The sequence below is a fragment of the Streptomyces sp. NPDC001941 genome (assembly GCF_040296945.1).
In the GTDB taxonomy this organism is placed as follows: Bacteria; Actinomycetota; Actinomycetes; order Streptomycetales; family Streptomycetaceae; genus Streptomyces.
In genome coordinates this window covers 9,641-26,299 of record NZ_JBEOYE010000063.1, presented here as the reverse complement: position 1 = coordinate 26,299, position 16,659 = coordinate 9,641, and the positions used below count along the sequence as shown (strand labels likewise).

13 protein-coding genes are annotated in these 16,659 nt (G+C 76.7%); 3 read left to right on the top strand and 10 right to left on the bottom strand.

Features of this window, described 5'->3' with window-relative positions; all coding sequences use genetic code 11:
* Window positions 1-72: 72 nt before the first annotated feature.
* From ABT160_RS32435 to ABT160_RS32410, 6 genes are all read right to left on the bottom strand, one after another.
* Window positions 73-405, bottom strand: coding sequence for an SH3 domain-containing protein (locus ABT160_RS32435; RefSeq protein ID WP_351651509.1), 333 nt, complete (start codon window positions 403-405; stop codon window positions 73-75).
* A gap of 136 nt (window positions 406-541) precedes the next feature.
* Window positions 542-1,858, bottom strand: a complete 1,317-nt coding sequence (locus ABT160_RS32430) for an ATP-binding protein (protein ID WP_351651508.1) — start codon at window positions 1,856-1,858, stop codon at window positions 542-544.
* The gene (locus tag ABT160_RS32425; protein WP_351651507.1) at window positions 1,855-2,646 is read right to left on the bottom strand and encodes a hypothetical protein; all 792 of its coding nucleotides are present in this window, start codon (window positions 2,644-2,646) and stop codon (window positions 1,855-1,857) included. Before ABT160_RS32425 ends, ABT160_RS32430 begins: the two co-directional genes overlap by 4 nt.
* A gap of 102 nt (window positions 2,647-2,748) precedes the next feature.
* Window positions 2,749-3,420, bottom strand: a complete 672-nt coding sequence (locus ABT160_RS32420; RefSeq protein WP_351651506.1) for a class F sortase — start codon at window positions 3,418-3,420, stop codon at window positions 2,749-2,751.
* A gap of 45 nt (window positions 3,421-3,465) precedes the next feature.
* Entirely contained in the window at window positions 3,466-3,753 is a 288-nt protein-coding gene (locus tag ABT160_RS32415; RefSeq protein ID WP_351651505.1) for a hypothetical protein, read from the bottom strand.
* Between the two features lie 383 nt (window positions 3,754-4,136).
* Window positions 4,137-6,290, bottom strand: a complete 2,154-nt coding sequence (locus tag ABT160_RS32410) for a HEAT repeat domain-containing protein (RefSeq protein ID WP_351651504.1) — start codon at window positions 6,288-6,290, stop codon at window positions 4,137-4,139.
* Window positions 6,291-6,448: 158 nt separating this feature from the next.
* Between ABT160_RS32410 and ABT160_RS32405 the strand changes: the two genes are divergently transcribed.
* Window positions 6,449-7,255: a nuclease-related domain-containing protein gene (locus ABT160_RS32405; RefSeq protein WP_351651503.1), complete on the top strand. Its 807-nt coding sequence runs from the start codon at window positions 6,449-6,451 to the stop codon at window positions 7,253-7,255.
* A 118-nt stretch (window positions 7,256-7,373) separates the two neighbouring features.
* Here ABT160_RS32405 and ligD read toward each other — a convergent pair whose 3' ends face one another.
* A complete protein-coding gene (gene ligD, locus ABT160_RS32400; protein WP_351651502.1) occupies window positions 7,374-8,264 on the bottom strand; it encodes a non-homologous end-joining DNA ligase in 891 nt (296 codons plus the stop codon).
* Window positions 8,265-8,314: 50 nt separating this feature from the next.
* On the opposite strand from ligD, the gene ku reads away from it, so the two are divergent.
* Both ku and ABT160_RS32390 read left to right on the top strand, forming a co-directional pair.
* Window positions 8,315-9,325 (top strand): non-homologous end joining protein Ku, encoded by a 1,011-nt coding sequence (ku, locus tag ABT160_RS32395; RefSeq protein WP_351651501.1) that lies wholly within the window; start codon window positions 8,315-8,317, stop codon window positions 9,323-9,325.
* Between the two features lie 168 nt (window positions 9,326-9,493).
* Window positions 9,494-10,255: a thioesterase II family protein gene (locus ABT160_RS32390; protein ID WP_351651500.1), complete on the top strand. Its 762-nt coding sequence runs from the start codon at window positions 9,494-9,496 to the stop codon at window positions 10,253-10,255.
* Here the strand turns inward: ABT160_RS32390 and ABT160_RS32385 are convergent.
* The 3 genes from ABT160_RS32385 to ABT160_RS32375 are packed head-to-tail and all read right to left on the bottom strand — an operon-like array spanning window position 10,209 to window position 16,656.
* Complete coding sequence (locus ABT160_RS32385; RefSeq protein WP_351651499.1) at window positions 10,209-11,429, bottom strand: cytochrome P450; 1,221 nt, start codon at window positions 11,427-11,429, stop codon at window positions 10,209-10,211. The genes ABT160_RS32390 and ABT160_RS32385 overlap by 47 nt on opposite strands.
* Window positions 11,426-13,459 carry a type I polyketide synthase gene (locus ABT160_RS32380; protein WP_351651498.1) on the bottom strand — a complete coding sequence of 678 codons (2,034 nt, stop codon included), beginning with the start codon at window positions 13,457-13,459 and terminating at the stop codon, window positions 11,426-11,428. Before ABT160_RS32380 ends, ABT160_RS32385 begins: the two co-directional genes overlap by 4 nt.
* Window positions 13,456-16,656, bottom strand: a complete 3,201-nt coding sequence (locus ABT160_RS32375) for a non-ribosomal peptide synthetase (RefSeq protein ID WP_351651497.1) — start codon at window positions 16,654-16,656, stop codon at window positions 13,456-13,458. The genes ABT160_RS32380 and ABT160_RS32375 overlap by 4 nt, the downstream gene beginning before the upstream one ends.
* Between the last annotated feature and the right edge of the window lie 3 nt (window positions 16,657-16,659).

The following is a 16,659-nucleotide window of genomic DNA, read 5'->3' as shown; positions in this document are numbered from 1 at the left end:
GAAACTCCCCGTACATCCGCTTATGCAACGTATGACCCGCCGCTCGGGCCGACGCCTCCCGGCTCCGGGCCGTCAGCACCAGCGGGGCGCGGCCCCCAGGTTGGCGATGTAGGCGGCCGAGCCCCAGGCCCAGGTGCCGTCCGTCAGCTGGTACCAGCGGTCGTTGCCGTCGACGCTCTGGCCGCGGGTCTTGCAGAAGATGTGCACCACCTTGCCGTACGGCTCGGTGCGCACCACCCGGCTGCTCCGGGTCGGGTTGTCCCGCAGCAGCAGACCGCTGCGCGCGGTCACCTTGCCCAGGTAGTCGTGGTGGACCGCCTCCGCGGCGAGCGCCGAGGGCGCGGCGGCCAGCGTCGCGGTCAGGGATATCGCGGCGGTGGCGAGGGCGAGGGAACGCGGTGACATGGCGCCTCCGGAGTGGGGGGAGCCCGGCGGGCTCCGGCGTGGGGGGTCGACCGACCGCGGTGACCGACCACGGTCAGGTCTGCTTCACCGTAAGATCGCCACTCGGTGATCGCAAAGGGTCACTCCGCGTGAAGGGTCACTCCGCGTGAGCGGCGTCCGGGTCCCCGTCGTGGTCGTCCTCGGTGAACTCCGTGAGCGTCAGCCGCGCCCTGGCCCCGCCGTCGGGCGCGTTGTCGAAGCCCAGGGAGGCGCCGATGACCGCCGCCTGGCCCACCGCGATGGTCAGCCCCAGGCCGTGCCCCTTGCTGCCGCTCTCGGTGCGGAACCGCTGCGGGCCGTGCTCCAGGAGGTACTCCGGGAAGCCCTCGCCGTGGTCCCGCACCGTCACCACCGGGCCGTCCACCACCACCCACACCGGCTGCCCGCCGTGCTTGTGGGCGTTGGCGATCAGATTGCCCAGCACCCGCTCCAGGCGGCGCCGGTCGGTCTCCACCCGGGCGTCGCGCAGCACCAGCACCTCGGTGGCCGTCCCCGACGCCCGCACCACCCGCTCGGCGAGCCGCGCCAGGTCCAGGACGTCCATGTCGACGGTCTCGTTGCGCGCGTCCAGCCGGGAGATCTCCAGCAGGTCCTCGGTCAGCGCCCGCATCGCCCGCACCCGGTCCTGGACCAGCTCCGCCGGGCGGCCCTCCGGGAGCAGCTCTGCCGCCGCCGACAGGCCGGTCAGCGGGGTGCGCAGCTCGTGCGCCACGTCCGCGGTGAAGCGCTGCTCGCTCAGCAGCTTGCCCTGGAGCGAGGAGGCCATGGTGTCCAGCGCCCCGGAGACCGTGGCCACCTCGTCCTGCGGGCGCGTGGGGTCCTTGGTCCGCGGGTCGTTGACCCGCGCGTCCAGGTCGCCCGCGCTGATCCGCCGGGCCACCTGCGCGGTCAGGTGAAGCCGCCGGGTCACCCGGGTCACCGCGAACGCCCCGACCAGCAGGGTCGCGCCGATCGCCAGCACCGAGGACCCCACGATCGCCTGGTCCAGGCCCGAGATCGTGCTGGCGCTGAGCGAGTAGTCCACCCGCACCGCCAGCGCCCGGCCGTCCGCCGGGCCCGCCGCCCACATCGTGGGCCTGCCCCGGTAGTCGGCGACCATGGTGCCCCGCTCGCCGCGCACGGCCAGTGCCCGCAGCGCGGCGGGCAGGCCGTCGGGGTCGATGCCGCCGAAGCGCGGGACCGGTTCACCGGATTCGTACGACCGGGTGATGTCCGAAAGACGTGACAGCGCCTTCTCGCGCGCCTGGTCCACCGTCTGGCGGGTCACCGAGACGTGCACCAGGGCGCCGAGCAGCGCGGCCAGCGCGCAGCACATCACCGTGATGAAGACGGCCGCCTTCCAGGTGAGCGTCGCGGTCCAGCGCGGCAGCCGCAGCAGGCGCGGCCGGGCGGGCGGCGGGGTCCCCGGGCTCACCGGTCGGCCGCCGTGAGGTCGTCGGGGGCGTCCGGCAGCACGCCGTCGCGGGGGTCCGGCGCGGCGGCCGGCGGCTCGGGCGCGCCCGCCGCGGGCCCGGGCTCCTGCGAGGCGCGCGGCTTGACCCGGATGATCTCGTCGCGCTGCGGCAGCATCACGCGCTGCTGGTCGTCCCAGGACCAGGCGGTGCGGTACTCGTAGCCGGGGATGCCCGCCGAGACCGCGCGGGTCACCAGGTCGCGCCCGGCGAGCTCGACGCTGACGATCTGGTCGGAGGTGGACATGATCCGGGTGAGACCGCCCTTCTCGGGCATGTAGACGCGGACGGCGGTCTGCTGGCCGGGCATCTTGATGCCGACGACCAGGTCGTCCTTCCCGTCGCCGGTCAGGTCCCGGTAGTACGGCTTGAGCACCGGGCACTTCGCCGGCGCGCTCCCGCAGGCGTCCAGCTGCCGGACCGTCTCCTCGTACAGGCCGTCCGCCCCGCTGTACGAGTCCGGGTGCGCCGAGGCCTCCGCCTGCACGACCTTCACCGCGTCGACCTTGTGCACGTCGTCACCGGGCACCTCGACGCCCGGCACCCGCTCGGTGTCGGACTCGCCGTAGTCGTTGGGCGGGGTGGTGACCGGCGGCAGGTCGGGCCAGAGCCGCACCGGCCCGACCGCGGTGGGCGTCGGGCCCGCGCTGCGCAGGTCGCCCGCGTCGCCGCACCCGCCGAGCAGGCCGGCCAGCAGCAGCGTGCCGGCCGCCACGAGCGGTGTCGTGCGCGAGCGTCGGTGCGGGCTCAATGGTCTCCTCGTGGCTGCCCCGGTGGGTCCTGCTGTTCTATTTCACCAGGCGGGCCGTGCTTCCGGGGACCGGGCCACCGTCCCCGTGGAGAACGGGAGGCATCAACGCACCAGGTCGGCGTAGAGGATGATGTTGTCCGCGCGGTGGCCGCCCTCGATCGGGCCGCCGCAGGTGATCAGGCGCAGCTCGGGCCGGTCCGTCGCCCCGTAGACCTTCCGCGTCGGGAAGGCCTTCTTGTCGACCTGCTGGATCTCGCGGATCCGGAACTCCGCCGTCGTGCCGTCCGCGCGGCCCACCTCGATCAGGTCGCCCGTCCTGACCCGGGCCACGTTCCGCATCAGCGCCGGGCCCTCGGCGGTGTCGTAGTGCGCCACGAGCACGGAGGCGCCCTTCTCGCCGGGCGTCACGCTGCCGGTGTACCAGCCGGGCCGCTCCGCCTGCGCCACCGAGGGCACCTGGAGCTCCTGGTTCGCGTCCAGGCCCAGGTCGAGCACGGGGGAGGCGTCCACCCCGGCGGACGGGACGGCCAGCCGGACCGGCTTCGACCGCTTCATCGGGCGGCCCGCGGTGTCCTTGCCCGGCCGGGTGGTCGCGCTGTCGGTCACCGAGACGTCGGGCGCCGGGGAGCCGCTCGCGGAGCCCTGGCCGCAGGCGATCAGGCCGCCGCCCAGCGCGACGGCCAGCGCGGAGGCGGCGACGATCGTGCCGCGCCCGGGCCGCCGGGGGGCCCGGGGCTCCGGCGCGGGCGCGCCGGGGGCGGGACTGCTGCTCATCGGGGGTTCCGGCGGTACGGGACCGGGCTCGGGGGCGCGCACGGCTCAGCGGTCCGTGCGGCCGCGGCGGAGCATCGCGAAGCCCATGCCCGCGGCGCCGAGCGCGGCCAGGCCGCCGCCCGCGGCGATCAGGGTGGCGCTGTCCCGCGCGGGGGCGTAGTCCTCGGTACCGGCCTTCACCGGCCCCTTCGGGACGACGTGCACGGCGCCGGACTCCTGCGGGGTGACGGTCGCGTCCGTGGCGAAGGCGGCCGCCGGGACCGCCAGGGCGCCGCTCGCGACGACGGCGACAGCGGCGGCGCGGAAGAGGCTGCGGTGGCGGGAGTGGCTCACGGTGGGTCCTCACTGCTGTGCGCTTGCTGACGCCTTCGAGGCTATGTGTCCGCTGTTGCGGCATATCGTCAGCTGTGTAACAGCGGGCCATAGGTGTACGCACGGCGGCGTCAACGATCGCGGCCGCGCCCGGGGCCGGAGAACGCCCGGGCCGGAGAGCCCCCGGGCCGGAGCAGCCCGGATCAGAGCAGCCCTGGCCGGAGAACGCCCGGGCCAGAGCGCCTCGGGCCAGATCAGCCCGGGCCAAGGGACCCCCGGGTCAGAGCACCTCGGGTCAGAGCCCCCCTGAGTCAGAGGACCCCGGGGCAGAGGCCCCCAGGGCAGAGGACCCCCGGGTCAGAGGACCCCCGGGTCAGAGGACCCCCGGGTCAGAGGCCCCCGGGTCAGAGCACCCCCGGTTCCTCGCCGAGACCGGCCAGTGCCTCCCGGCACAGCGCCAGCAGCCGCTCGTCCTCGTCGATGTCGTGGCTGCCCGAGCCGCCGTCCACCACGTTGTGCCGCCGCCGCCGGGCCAGCTCCGCCCGCAGCGCCGCCGCCGCGCCCGTCGCCCACGGGCCCATCAGCACCAGGCAGCGCGCCGCCTCCACCCGTACGTAACGGTTCTCCTCCCAGGCCGCCAGCAGCGCGGGCAGCGCGTCCCGCTCGTCCCCGCTCACCCGCCACAGGGCCGCCGCCGCGTCCGTGCGCACCCACACGTCAGGCGCCGTCAGACAGCCGCGCAGCGCGCCCGCCGCCCCGGCCGCCCCCGGACCCATCGAGCCCAGCGCCCGGGCCGCCGCCCGCCGGTCGCCCGGCGCGCGCGAGCCCAGCCAGCGGCCGAGCACCGGCAGCACCGCGTCCGTGTCGCCCTCGATCCGCCACAGCGCCCGCGCCGCCCCGGTCGACAGCGCGGCCGTGTCCTCGCCCAGCAGCGCCCGCAGGTCCGGTACGGCCTCACGGGCCGCCGGACCGAACGCGGCCAGCGTCCGCAGTGCCGCCTCGACCACCCAGTGCCGGCGGAACGCGGGTGCCCCCCGCAGCACCCGCAGCACCTCCGGCAGCGCCTCCGCGTGCCCCAGGCCCGCCAGGGCCCGCAGCAGCGGCGCCGCCCGGTCGTACAGCTCGTCGTCCAGCGCGACCCGGCCCAGCCTGCGGCGCAGCCCGGGCGCCAGCGGGGCCGCGTGCCCGCCCAGGAACGACACCGCGTGCGCCAGCTGGTCGCGCAGCTCGCCCTCCTCCAGCGCCGCCGCCAGGGCCGGCACCGCCCTGGGGTCCCCGCAGCGGGCCAGCGCGAGCAGGGCGCTGCCCAGCGCCGCCCGGCTGCCCTCGTGGCCGCGGGCCCACGGCTCGGGGTCCAGGGCCACCCGGGCCGCCAGCGCGTCGGCGGCCGGCCGGGCCAGCACGAACAGGCCCTCCAGCCAGCCGGTCGCCGCCTCGCGCGGCCGTGGGTCCGGCTCCATGAGCTGCGTCCCGACCAGCCGCACCACCTCGTCGTACCGCCCGCGCCAGGTCCGTATCAGACTCCCGCACATCCAGATCGCGTCCGTGCGCTGTGCCGGGTCCGGGTTGTGCAGCTGGGCGGTGACCAGCTCGATGCGGTCGTCGACCCGGTCGTCCAGCGCGGTGTGCAGGGTGCGCAACAGGTCGTCCGTCCACGGCGTCCCCGGCCCCGGCGGGTGCTCCTCGCGCAGCTCCCGCAACTGACCCACCAGGGTCGGCGCCGGCCGCACCCCGTCGCCCGGGACCTCCGGGGCCGCCTCGGGAGCGCTCTCGGCCGGACCTTCGGCGGGCGGCGGCGGGAGCGGGAGCGGCAGGGCCGGTTCCGCGCGCACCGCGCGCAGCAGCCCGGTCGTGGTGGCCACGATGTCGCGCGGCAGCCGCTCCGGCGCGCAGCGCGCCAGCTGGGCCAGCACCGCGAGCCGCAGCACGGGCGACTGCGCGGCGCCCATCAGCCAGCGCAGCCAGTCCACGGTCTCCTCGCGCAGCGACCCGTACCGCAGGGCGATCCGGCCCACCGCGTCCACCAGCGCCAGCCGGACCTCGGTGTCGGTCTCCACGGTCAGCCGCTCGCGCAGCAGCTCCAGGACCCGCTCCGGCTCGCCGTGCAGCGAGGCGAGCGCGCCCGGAGCGGTCAGCCGCACCTCCGGGTCGTCGTCGCGCAGCAGGCCCAGGAAGACGTCGGCGCCGGCCGCGACGGCCGCGGCCGCCATCGCGTAGTTCGCCGCGTCCTCGAACTCCTCGTCCTCCGGGTCCAGTTGCTCCGTCTCGTCGTCGCCGGCCAGGTCGATGGAGCCGATGCTGGTCAGCAACTCCACCAGACCGCCCCGGTCCTGGACCGCCGGGTCGGCCACCAGCTCCAGCAGGAAGGGGATGCAGGCCAGCGTCGAGTCGTACACGTCGCCCTGGTGGTGCACCGTGCCGTACAGCGCGTCCAGGGCCAGCTCGCGCTCCGCCTGGTCGGCGGAGGCGAGCGCGCGCAGCATGCCGGGCACGTCGTCGGCAGGCCCGAAGGCGTGACCGAGCGAGGGCCAGTCGACCTCTTCGATCCCCGTGAACATGCCCTTCCCTCCCCGCGAGCACTGCACTTGGGGGCCAGTGTGCACCACCCGACCGACAACCAGGACCCGGCAATCGGACACCGCTGGCGCAGTTCCCCTCCCTGGATATTGCCCACTCGGGGTCGGGACTGTTCCCATGGTCCGTGGGGTGATGGGGGATGACCGCACTGCGTGTGACACCGGCCCACGGACACGGCGGGGACCGGCTCTACGTGAGCCTGCCGAACGGGAGTTGCGTCGCCTGGTTCGACCGTGGCTCCGGCAGGATCAGCCTGCTCACGGGCGTGGACGAGGCCGAGGTGATGGCCGCGCTGGCGCCCTTCGTCACCGGTTCGGTGACCGTCGGGCCGCCTCCGGTGCCGACCGCCGCGGACCTCGCGCGGCTCTCGCTGCACCCCGACGACGACCTCGCGCCGAACCGTCCGGGGGAGGCGCTGCTGGTCGACCTGGACCGGGGCGCGCCGTCCCGGCGCCTGCTGCGCGCCGACCCGCGCCGTGCGGAACTGGCCGCCCACCAGGAGATCGGCGCGGCGCTCGACGGGCTCGAGGGGGCCGGGTGGCGGGCGCTGCACTGCGTCCCGCTGCCGGGCGGCGCGCGGGTGGACCACCTGCTCATCGGGCCCGCGGGCGTGCTGGTCCTGCGCACGCTGGCCGCCCACCGGGCCCGGGTGCGGGCCGCCGACCCGCTGGTCGCGGTGGGCAGGGGCGAGCCGCTGCCGTGGATCCGGTGGGTCCGCAGGGACGCCGAGCGGGCCTCCCACGCGCTGGCGACGGCGGTCCGGCCGGTGCTCGCGGTGGTGGGCGCGAGTCGGCTGGAACTGATCCCTCCGCCCGTCGGCGTACGGGTCCTGGAGGGCGGCGAGATACAGTCCGTGCTCGCGCGGGCGGGCGGCGTCCTGAAACCGGCGGACATCGAGTCGCTGTACGCGGTGGCGCGGGACCGCAGGACGTGGCTGCGGGCGTGAGGCGGCCGGGCGGGGGCGCGGGCGCGCGTGCTCGAAGGGCGCGCCCCCGGGTGCTCCCGTACGCCCTCGCGGGGTGGACAGCGGCGCCCTCCGTCCCGTATGGCCCTCCCTCGGGGCCTCAGGCCCGGGGCAGCCGGCCCGCGCGGTTGAGGTTGATCAGCGGGCCCATCAGGTCCCCGTACCGGGCCAGCCGCGCCGCGATGTCGCCGAGCCGGAAGACCAGCCGCGCCGGGCTGCCGCACTCCTCCACCTCCGCCCAGGTCACCGGGGTGGAGACGGTCGGCTCGGCGCGGGCGCGCAGGGTGTAGGGGGCGGCGGTGGTCTTGGCCGCCGCGTTCTGGCCGTGGTCCACGAAGACCTTCCCGGGGCGCAGCGCCCGGGCCATCTTGTGCACGACCAGCCCGGGCAGCGCCGCCTCGGCCTCCACGGCGAGCCCCTTCGCGTACGCCGAGACGTCCTCCGAGGGCGTGGGCCGCAGCGGGACGAGCAGGTGGAGGCCCTTGGACCCGGAGGTCTTCGCGTACGCGTGCAGTCCGTCCGCGGCCAGCCGGTCGCGCAGCCACAGGGCCACCGCGCAGCACTCCACCACGGTGGCGGGCGCGCCCGGGTCCAGGTCGAGCACCAGCCGGTCGGCCCGGGCGGGCTCGTCGGCCTGCCACTGCGGGGTGTGGAACTCCACCACCAGGTTCGCCGCCCACATCAGCGACGCCAGGTCCTGCACCAGGACCTGGCGGGCGACGGCGTGCGCCGAGCGGGGCACCTCGGCCGTCCTCACCCAGGCGGGGGTGCCGGGCGGCGGGTTCTTGGTGAAGAAGCGCTGGCCCCCGGGGCCGTCCGGGTAGCGCAGGAAGGACACCGGGCGGCCGTAGAGGTGCGCGAGCAGGGATCCGGCGGTGGTGGCGTAGTAGTGCAGGACCTCGCCCTTGGTGGTGCCGGTGGCCGGGTAGAGGACCTTGTCGAGGTTGCTGAGCGGGAGCCGCCGCCCCTCCACCTCCGTGATCGGCGTCATACGATGAGAATCCCATCGAATCCCGGCATTCGCGACGAAAGGGACTGATCGTGCGATCCATATGGAACGGCGCCATCTCCTTCGGCCTGGTCAGCATCCCGATCAAGCTCGTCAACGCCACCGAGAGCCGCTCGGTCTCCTTCCGGCAGATCCACACCGCCGACGGCGGGCGCATCCGCTACCGCAAGGTGTGCGAGCTCGACGAGGAGGAGGTCGCCGCCGCCGACATCGGCAAGGGGTACGAGGACGCGGACGGGACGGTCATCCCGATCACCGACGCCGACCTGGCCGCCCTGCCGCTGCCCACCGCCAAGACGATCGAGATCGTCGCCTTCGTGCCCGCCGCCTCCATCGACCCGCTCCAGATGGACGCCGCCTACTACCTCTCCGCCAACGGCGTCCCGGCCGCCAAGCCCTACACCCTGCTGCGCGAGGCGCTCAAGCGCAGCGAGAAGGTGGCCGTCGCCAAGTTCGCCCTGCGCGGCCGCGAGCGGCTCGGCATGCTCCGGGTCGTCGGCGACGTCATCGCCATGCACGGCCTGCTGTGGCCCGACGAGATCCGCGCGCCCGAGGGCGTCGCCCCCGACACCTCCGTCACCGTCCGCGACGCCGAACTCGACCTGGCCGACGCCCTGATGGACACCCTCGGCGAGGTCGACCTGAACACCCTGCACGACGACTACCGCGCCGCCGTCGAGGAGATGATCGCCGCCAAGGCGGGCGGCGGGGAGGTCCGCGCCCCCGCCGCCGAGAAGGGCGGCGGCCAGGTCATCGACCTGATGGCGGCCCTGGAGGGCAGCGTGCGCGCGGCCCGCGAGGCGCGCGGCGAGGAGCCCGCGGGGACGGCGGACGGCGAGGTCGCCGAGGTCACCCCGATCCGCAAGCGCGCCGCCCGCAAGAAGAGCGCCCCCGCCGCCCCCAAGGAGACCGGCGCCAAGAAGTCGACGGGCACCGCCAAGAAGACCGCGGCCAAGAAGACGGCCGCCGTGAAGTCGACGGCGAAGACGGCGAAGAAGGCGCCCGCGAAGAAGGCGGCCCCGAAGAAGCGGGCCTCGGCGTAGCGCGCGGGCGTAGTCGTAGAAGAACGAGCGCGCCTCGGCGCAGCGCGCACCGGGGCGCCCGCGTCCGTGATCGGGCCCCGTCCGTGATCGGGCCCCCCGTCCCCGCACCCCCGTCCCTCAGTAGGCTGGCCCGGGCAACGGGTACCGCGGACGGGGAGGCAGGCCGAGATGGGCGCGTGGACCAGGACGTTCCACCCGGTGGCGGACGGCGAGGAGACCGTACGACTGGTGTGCTTCCCGCACGCCGGGGGCGCCGCCGGCGCCTACTACGACCTCTCCGCCGCCCTGCGCGGGCGCGCCGAGGTCGTCGCCGTGCAGTACCCCGGCCGCCACGACCGCTTCCAGGAGCCGACGATCCCCGACGTACGGGCGCTGGCCGCGGCGGCCGTCGACGCGCTGCCCGACGGCGAGCGGTTCGCCCTGTTCGGCCACAGCATGGGCTCCCTGGTCGCCTTCGAGGCGGCCCGGCTGCTGCGCGACCGGGGGCGCCCGCCGCTCGTGCTGTTCGCCTCGGGGCGCCAGGCCCCCGCCCTGCCCTGGCCGCCCCGGGGCGTCCCGCACGTCAGCACCCTGGACGACGACGCGCTCCTGGACGAGCTGGTGAAGCTCGGCGGCACCGACCCCGCGCTGCTGGAACACCCCGAGCTGCTGCGGGTCGTGCTGCCCGCCCTGCGCGCCGACTACCGGGCCGTCGACGACTACGCCCACCGGCCCGCCGCCCCGCTGCCCTGCCCGCTGGTCGCGCTCACCGGCGACCGCGACGAGCGCGCCGGAGCGGCGGCGGTCGGCGCCTGGGAGGCCGAGACCGAGGGGCCCTTCGAGCTGCACGTGCTGCCCGGCGGCCACTTCTACCTCAAGGAGCAGCTGCCCGCCCTGGTGCGGATCATCGGCGACCGGCTGCCGGACCGAACTCCACCGGCAGCGCGCTGACCCCGCGCACGAAGTTCGACGCGATCCGGGGCGCCGGGCCCGTCACCCGGAACGAGCCCACCTGGAGCCGCAGTTCGGACAGCAGCGCCCGGACCTCCACCCGGGCCAGCCGGGCGCCCAGGCAGAAGTGCGCCCCGAAGCCGAAGGTGACGTGCCGGTTGGGGGTGCGCCCCACGTCGAAGGCGTCCGGCAGGGCGAACTCCTCCTCGTCGAAGTTGGCCGAGGCGCACCACAGGGTCACCGCGTCGCCCGCCGCGATCCGCACCCCGCCGAGCTCGGTGTCCGCCAGCGCCGTGCGGCCCACGTGCGCCACCGGGCAGGTCCAGCGCAGCACCTCCTCCGCCGCCCGGTCCACCAGCGAGGCGTCCGCGCGCAGCCGCTCCCACTGCTCCCGGTGCTCGGCCAGCGCGAGCAGCCCGCCCGCGATGGCCAGCCGGGCCGTCTCGTCACCGCCGATGACGAGGTTGTAGCAGTTGAGCAGGACCTCCTCCTCGGACAGCGGGCGGCCGTCCACCTCGGCGCCCACCAGCAGGCTGATCAGGTCCGAGCCGGGCGCGTCCCGGCGCTCGGCTGCCAGCCGCAGGTAGTACCGCATGATCTCGCTGCGCGCGATCCGCGTCTCCACCGACGCCTCCCGCGACTCGTCGCCCAGCATCGCGGTGCCGGTCAGCTCCAGGACCCGCGCCCGGTCCGCCTCCGGCACCCCGAGCAGCTCGCAGATGGCGCGCAGCGGCACCTGGGCGGCCACCTCGGCGACGAAGTCCCCGCTGCCGCGGGCCACCGCCTCGGCGAGCAGCGCGCGCGTGGAGCGGGCGACCGACTCCTCCACCGCGCCGAGGCCGCGCGGCCCGAACCCGGCGGACAGCAGCCCGCGCAGGGCGCCGTGCCGGGGGCCGTCGGTGACCACGAGCATCTTGTCGGCCCCGGAGTCGTACCCCCTGAGCAGCGTCGCCAGCATGTTGCCGCCCCGCGAGGAGAAGCCCCGCGCGTCGCGCAGCACCCGCAGCACGTCCGCGTGCCGGGTCACCACCCAGAAGCCGGGCACCGCCAGGCCCGCCGAGGCGTCCACCGGCTGCCGGCGCACCGGCTCGGTGCGCCGCAGCTCCCGCCACAGCGGGCGCAGGTCCCGCCCGGCGTGCAGCCGCGGGTCCAGGAGGTCCACGGCCTGGCTCACCCGTTCGCCTCGAACTCGTCCAGGAGCGAGGCCAGTTCGTCGTCGCCCGGGCCGCCCGCCGCGATCCGTCCGGCCAGCTCGCGCAGCGTCAGCTCCTCCAGGAACAGGTCCACGGGCACGTCCAGGCCCAGCTCGTCGCGCAGCCGCCCGACCAGGTGCACCGCGGTCAGCGAGTCGCCGCCCGCGCCGAAGTAGCTGCCGTCGAGCTCCTCGGGGCCCGTCAGGCCCAGCGCCTCGCACAGCACCGCGCCCACGGCCGCCTCCGCCCCGCCGTCCGGCGCGTCCTGCGCGTCACGGGGCCCCGGCTCCGGCGCGTCCCCGTGCGGCGCGGTCAGCGTGAGCGCGCCGTGGGACTCCCCGGCGAACGGGTAGCCGGGCAGCGTGACCCGGCGCGCGCCCGCCACCACCGGCCACCGCACCTCCTCGCCGCGCAGCCACGCCTCGCCCAGCGGGTGCGGGTCGCGCACCCCCGCCGCCAGCTTCGCGGCCGCCTCGGCGGCGTCGGACGCCACCACGTAGGTGCGCGCCGGGAGCGGGGTGCGGCCGGTGCGCAGGGTGTGCGCCACGCCGGCCAGCGCGGGCGCGTCCGCGGCGCCCAGGACCCGTACCAACTCCGCGACCAGCACGTTCAGTTGCCCGGGCGTCGTGGCCGAGACCGGCAGCACCTCGGGGGTGCGCGGTACGGGGGCGGGGGCCGGGAGCGGCGGGGCCTCGGCCAGCACCACGTGGGCGTTGGTGCCGCCGATGCCCACCGAGGTCACCCCGGCCAGGCGCGGGCCGCCACCCGGCGGCGGCTCCCAGGGCAGCGCCCGGTCCACCAGCCGGAAGGGCCCGGCGGCGGGCGCGGTCACGTTCACCGTGGGCACCAGCGTGCGGTGCTCCAGCATCAGCACCGACTTGATCAGGGCGGCCACCCCGGCCGCCGCGTCCAGATGGCCGACGCTCGCCTTGACCGCGCCGAGGTAGGCGCGCGGCTCGGGCCCGAACACCTCGGCCGCCGCCGCCAGTTCGATCCGGTCGCCCAGTTCCGTACCCGTGCCGTGGGCCTCCAGGTGGCCCGCGAGCGCCGGGTCGAGCCCGGCCGCCGCCCACGCCTCGGCCAGCGCGGCCGCCTGCCGGTCGACGCCCGGCGCGGTGAAGCCGACCTTGGCGGCGCCGTCGTTGGTGACCGCCGTGCCCCGCACCACCGCCCGCACCGGGTCCCCGTCCGCCAGCGCGTCCGCCAGCCTGCGCAGCACCACCAGGCCGGCGCCGCTGCCCGGGACGGTGCCCGCGGCCTTCTCGTCGAAGGGGCGGCAGCGGCCGTCGGGGGAGAAGATCCCGCCCTCCGCGTGCAGGTAGCCCGCCCGGCGCACCACGTCCACCGAGGCGCCGCCCGCCAGCGCCGTGTCGCACTCGCCGAGCAGCAGCGCCTGCGCCGCCAGGTGCACCGCCGTCAGCGAAGTGGCGCACGCCGTCTGCACGTTGACGCTGGGCCCGGTCAGTCCGAGGCGGTACGAGATCCAGGGCGCCAGGAACTCGCGGTCGGTCAGCACCCGCACCTGCATCGCGCCCACCGACGCCGCGAGCCGCGCCGAGGTGGCCGCCGCCAGCATGTGCTCGGTCGGGCTGCCGCCCACGTACACCCCGGTGCGCCCCGGCACCCGGCGCGGGTCGTGGCCCGCGTCCTCCAGCGCCGCCCAGGCGGTCTGCAGCAGCAGCCGGTGCTGCGGGTCGAGGACGGCCGCCTCGGTCCGGTTGAAGCCGAACAGCGGCGCCTCGAAGCGGTCCGCGTCCGCCAGGAAGCCCTTCGACGGCACGTGGCCGGGGTGCGCGAGCACCGCCGGGTCCGCGCCGTCGGCGAGCAGCTCCGCCTCGGTGAAGTCGGTCAGCGCGCACACCCCGTCGCGCAGGTTGGCCCAGTAGGCGGCGAGGCCGGGGGCGCCGGGGAAGCACCCCGCCATGCCCACGACCGCGATCGCGCCGTCCGGCTCGTGGGCGCCGTCGAGGTCGGCGTGGTCGGCGGGGGTGCCGTGCGTCAGGTCGTTCATCGGGCTGTGCCCTTCCGGGATCGGAGCTGGTGTGCGGCGGCGGCCCGGCGGCGCCGCTCGGCGCCGCGCCGCGCGGCCTCGGCGCCGGTGTCGGTGGCGGCGCCGGGCGCCGGTGCCGGGCCGTCCAGGTGCGCGGCGAGCGCGGCCACGGTGGGGCGGCGGAACAGGTCCACCAGGGTGAGCCGGTCCTCGCCGAGGCCGAACCGCTCGCGCAGCGCCCCCAGCACGGCCAGCAGGCGCACCGAATTGCCGCCCAGGTCGAAGAAGTTGTCGTGCGCGCCGACCCGGTCCACGGTCAGCACCCGGGCCCAGGCCCCGGCCACCGCCTCCTCGGTCCCCGGCCTCGGCGCCGTGAACTCCTGGTCGAGACGGGGCCGTTCGGCAGGCGGGTCCGGCAGCCGGGAGCGCTCCAGCTTCCCCGAGCGGTTCAGCGGCAGCTCCGGCAGGCGCACGAAGGCCTCCGGCACCATGTACCCGGGCAGCCGCTCGGCCAGGTGCGCGCGCAGCACCTCGTCGGCCACGTCCGCGCCCACCGCGTACGCCACCAGGCGCCCCTCGCGCACCGCCGCCGCCGCGTGCCGCACCGCCGGGTGCGCGGCCAGCAGGGTCTCCACCTCGCCCAGCTCGATGCGGATGCCGCGCACCTTCACCTGGGTGTCGGCCCGGCCCAGGTAGTGCAGCACCCCCTCGGCGTCGAACCGGCCCAGGTCCCCGGTGCGGTACATCCGGGTGCCCGCCGGGCCGTGCGGGTCGGCGACGAAGCGCTCGGCGGTCATCGCGGGCTGCCCGGTGTAGCCCCGGGCCAGCGTGGCGCCCGCCAGGTAGATCTCGCCGGTCACCCCGCACGGCACCGGCCGCAGCCGGGCGTCCAGGACGTAGGCGCGCGAGCCCGGCACCGGGCGGCCGATCACCACCGGGCGTCCCGGCCGGAGCACCGCCGTCGTGGAGTACACGGTGGCCTCGGCCGGGCCGTAGGCGTCGACGATCCGCCGCCCCGGCGCGCTGAGGCGCTCCACGAACTCCGGCGGGCAGGCCTCGCCGCCCACCGCCAGGGTCCGCAGGTGGGGCAGGTCCCCGGGCGGCAGCGACATCCCGGCGGACGGCGGCAGGAACACGTAGGTGATCCGCGACTCCCGCAGCCGGGCCAGCAGCGCGTCGCCGAGCCGCTCGTCGTCGCCCGCCAGGTGCAGCTCCGCCCCGGCGACCCAGGGGAAGAACAGGTCCGAGACGGCCACGTCGAAGCCGGTCGAGACGTACTGCAGCACCCGGTCGTCCGGGCCCACCGGGAACTCGGGCCGCACCGCCACCGCCAGGTTCGCCAGCGCCCGGTGCTCCACGGCGACGCCCTTGGGCACCCCGGTCGAGCCCGAGGTGTACAGCACGTACGCCAGGTCCCCGGGCCGCACGGCCACCGGCTCGGCCCGCGGCCCCGAGGGGTCGTCCTCGTCCGCCCGCAGCACCTGCGCGCCCAGGCCGAGGGCGGCCGGTGCGGTCACCGCGTCCGCCAGGAGCAGGCCCGCGCCCGCGTTCCCGACCATGTACGCGAGCCGGGCCGGCGGGTGCGCCCGGTCCAGCGGGACGAACGCGCCGCCCGCGCGCAGCACCGCGAGGGCCGCCACCCCCAGCGCCGGGGAGCGGCTGAGCAGCAGGGCCACCCGGACCCCGGGGCCCACCCCGGCCGCCCGCAGCCGGTGCGCGAGCCGGTCCGCCCGGCCGAGCAGTTCGCGGTACGTCAGCGAGACCGCACCGCACACCAGGGCCGTGGCGTCCGGCCGCTCGGCCGCCCGGTCCGCGACCAGCCGGGGCACCAGCCGGTCCACCGGGGCGGCCAGCGCCGTGCGGTCGGCGTCCGCCAGGGTGCGGGCCCGCTCGTCCGCCGGGACCGCCTCGGCCCGGGACACCGGAGCGCCGGGCGCGCCGAGCAGGGCGTCCAGCAGGGTGCGGAAGGCCGGGACCCAGCGCCGTACCGTCTCCGCGTCGAACAGGTCCCGGCGGAAGATCAGCTGCGCGGCCAGCTCCCCGCCGCGCCGCTCCACCTGGAGGTGCAGGTCGAACTTGGCCGTGTCCAGGGTCAGTTCGCACGGCTCCACCCTGGCGCCCGCGAGCCGCAGGCCCAGGTCCGTGTCATCGTCGTAGCCGAACACCACCTGCACCAGCGGGTCGTGGCTGGTGTCGCGGACCGGCGCCACCGCGTCCACCACCGCCTCGAACGGCGCGTCCTGGTGCGGGCGCCCGGCCGCGACCCGGTCCCGCACCCGGGCCACCAGGGCGCCGAAGGACGGGTCGCCCGACAGGTCCAGGCGCAGCGCCAGGGTGTTGGTCAGCATCCCGGCCAGCTCCTGCAGCTCGGGGCGGTCCCGCCCCGACACCGGGAAGCCGATCACCAGGTCCTCGCGGCCGGTCAGCCGGGCCACGAGGACCGCGTACGCCGCGAAGAGCACCGTGAACGGCGTCGTGCCCGCCTCCCGGGCCAGCGCGGCCAGCCGTTCGCGCACCCCCGCCCCCAGCGGGAAGCGCACCGTGCCGCCCGCCGCCGAGAGCACCGCGGGGCGCGGCCGGTCCAGCGGCAGCGCCGCCGTCTCCGGCGCGCCGCGCAGCTCCCCGGCCCAGTGCGCCACCGCCGCCGCGTAGCCGCCGGCCGCCAGTCGCTCGCGCTGCCACGCCGCGAAGTCGGGGAACTGCAAGGGGAGTTCGGGCGCGTCCCAGGGGGTGCCCGTCAGCTCCGCCGCGTACGCCCGCTCCAGGTCGCGCAGCAGCACCCCCAGCGACCAGCCGTCGCACACCAGGTGGTGGGCCACGAGCAGCAGCCGGTGCGAGCCGTCGTCCAGGGCCAGCAGCACGCAGCGCAGCAGCGGGCCCCGCGCCGGGTCGAACGGCCGCGCCGCCTCTTCCCGCAGCAGCCCGTCCGCCGCGCCCGCGGGCACGTCCCGCAGCACCCGGAGCCCGGCCCGCCCCCGCGCCGCCACCAGCTGCACCGGCGTCCCGTCCGCTCCGGTGCGGAACACCGTGCGCAGCGCCTCGTGCCGGGCCACCAGCGCGTCCAGTGCCCGGCCCAGCGCCGCCGGGTCCAGCGGCCCGGACACCCGGAAGGCGGCGGGCACGTGGTACTGCGCGCCGCCCGGGTCCAGCTGGGCCAGCACCAGCAGCCTGCTCTGCGCCTCCGACACCGGGAACTCGTACACCTCGTGCTCGTCCATGCC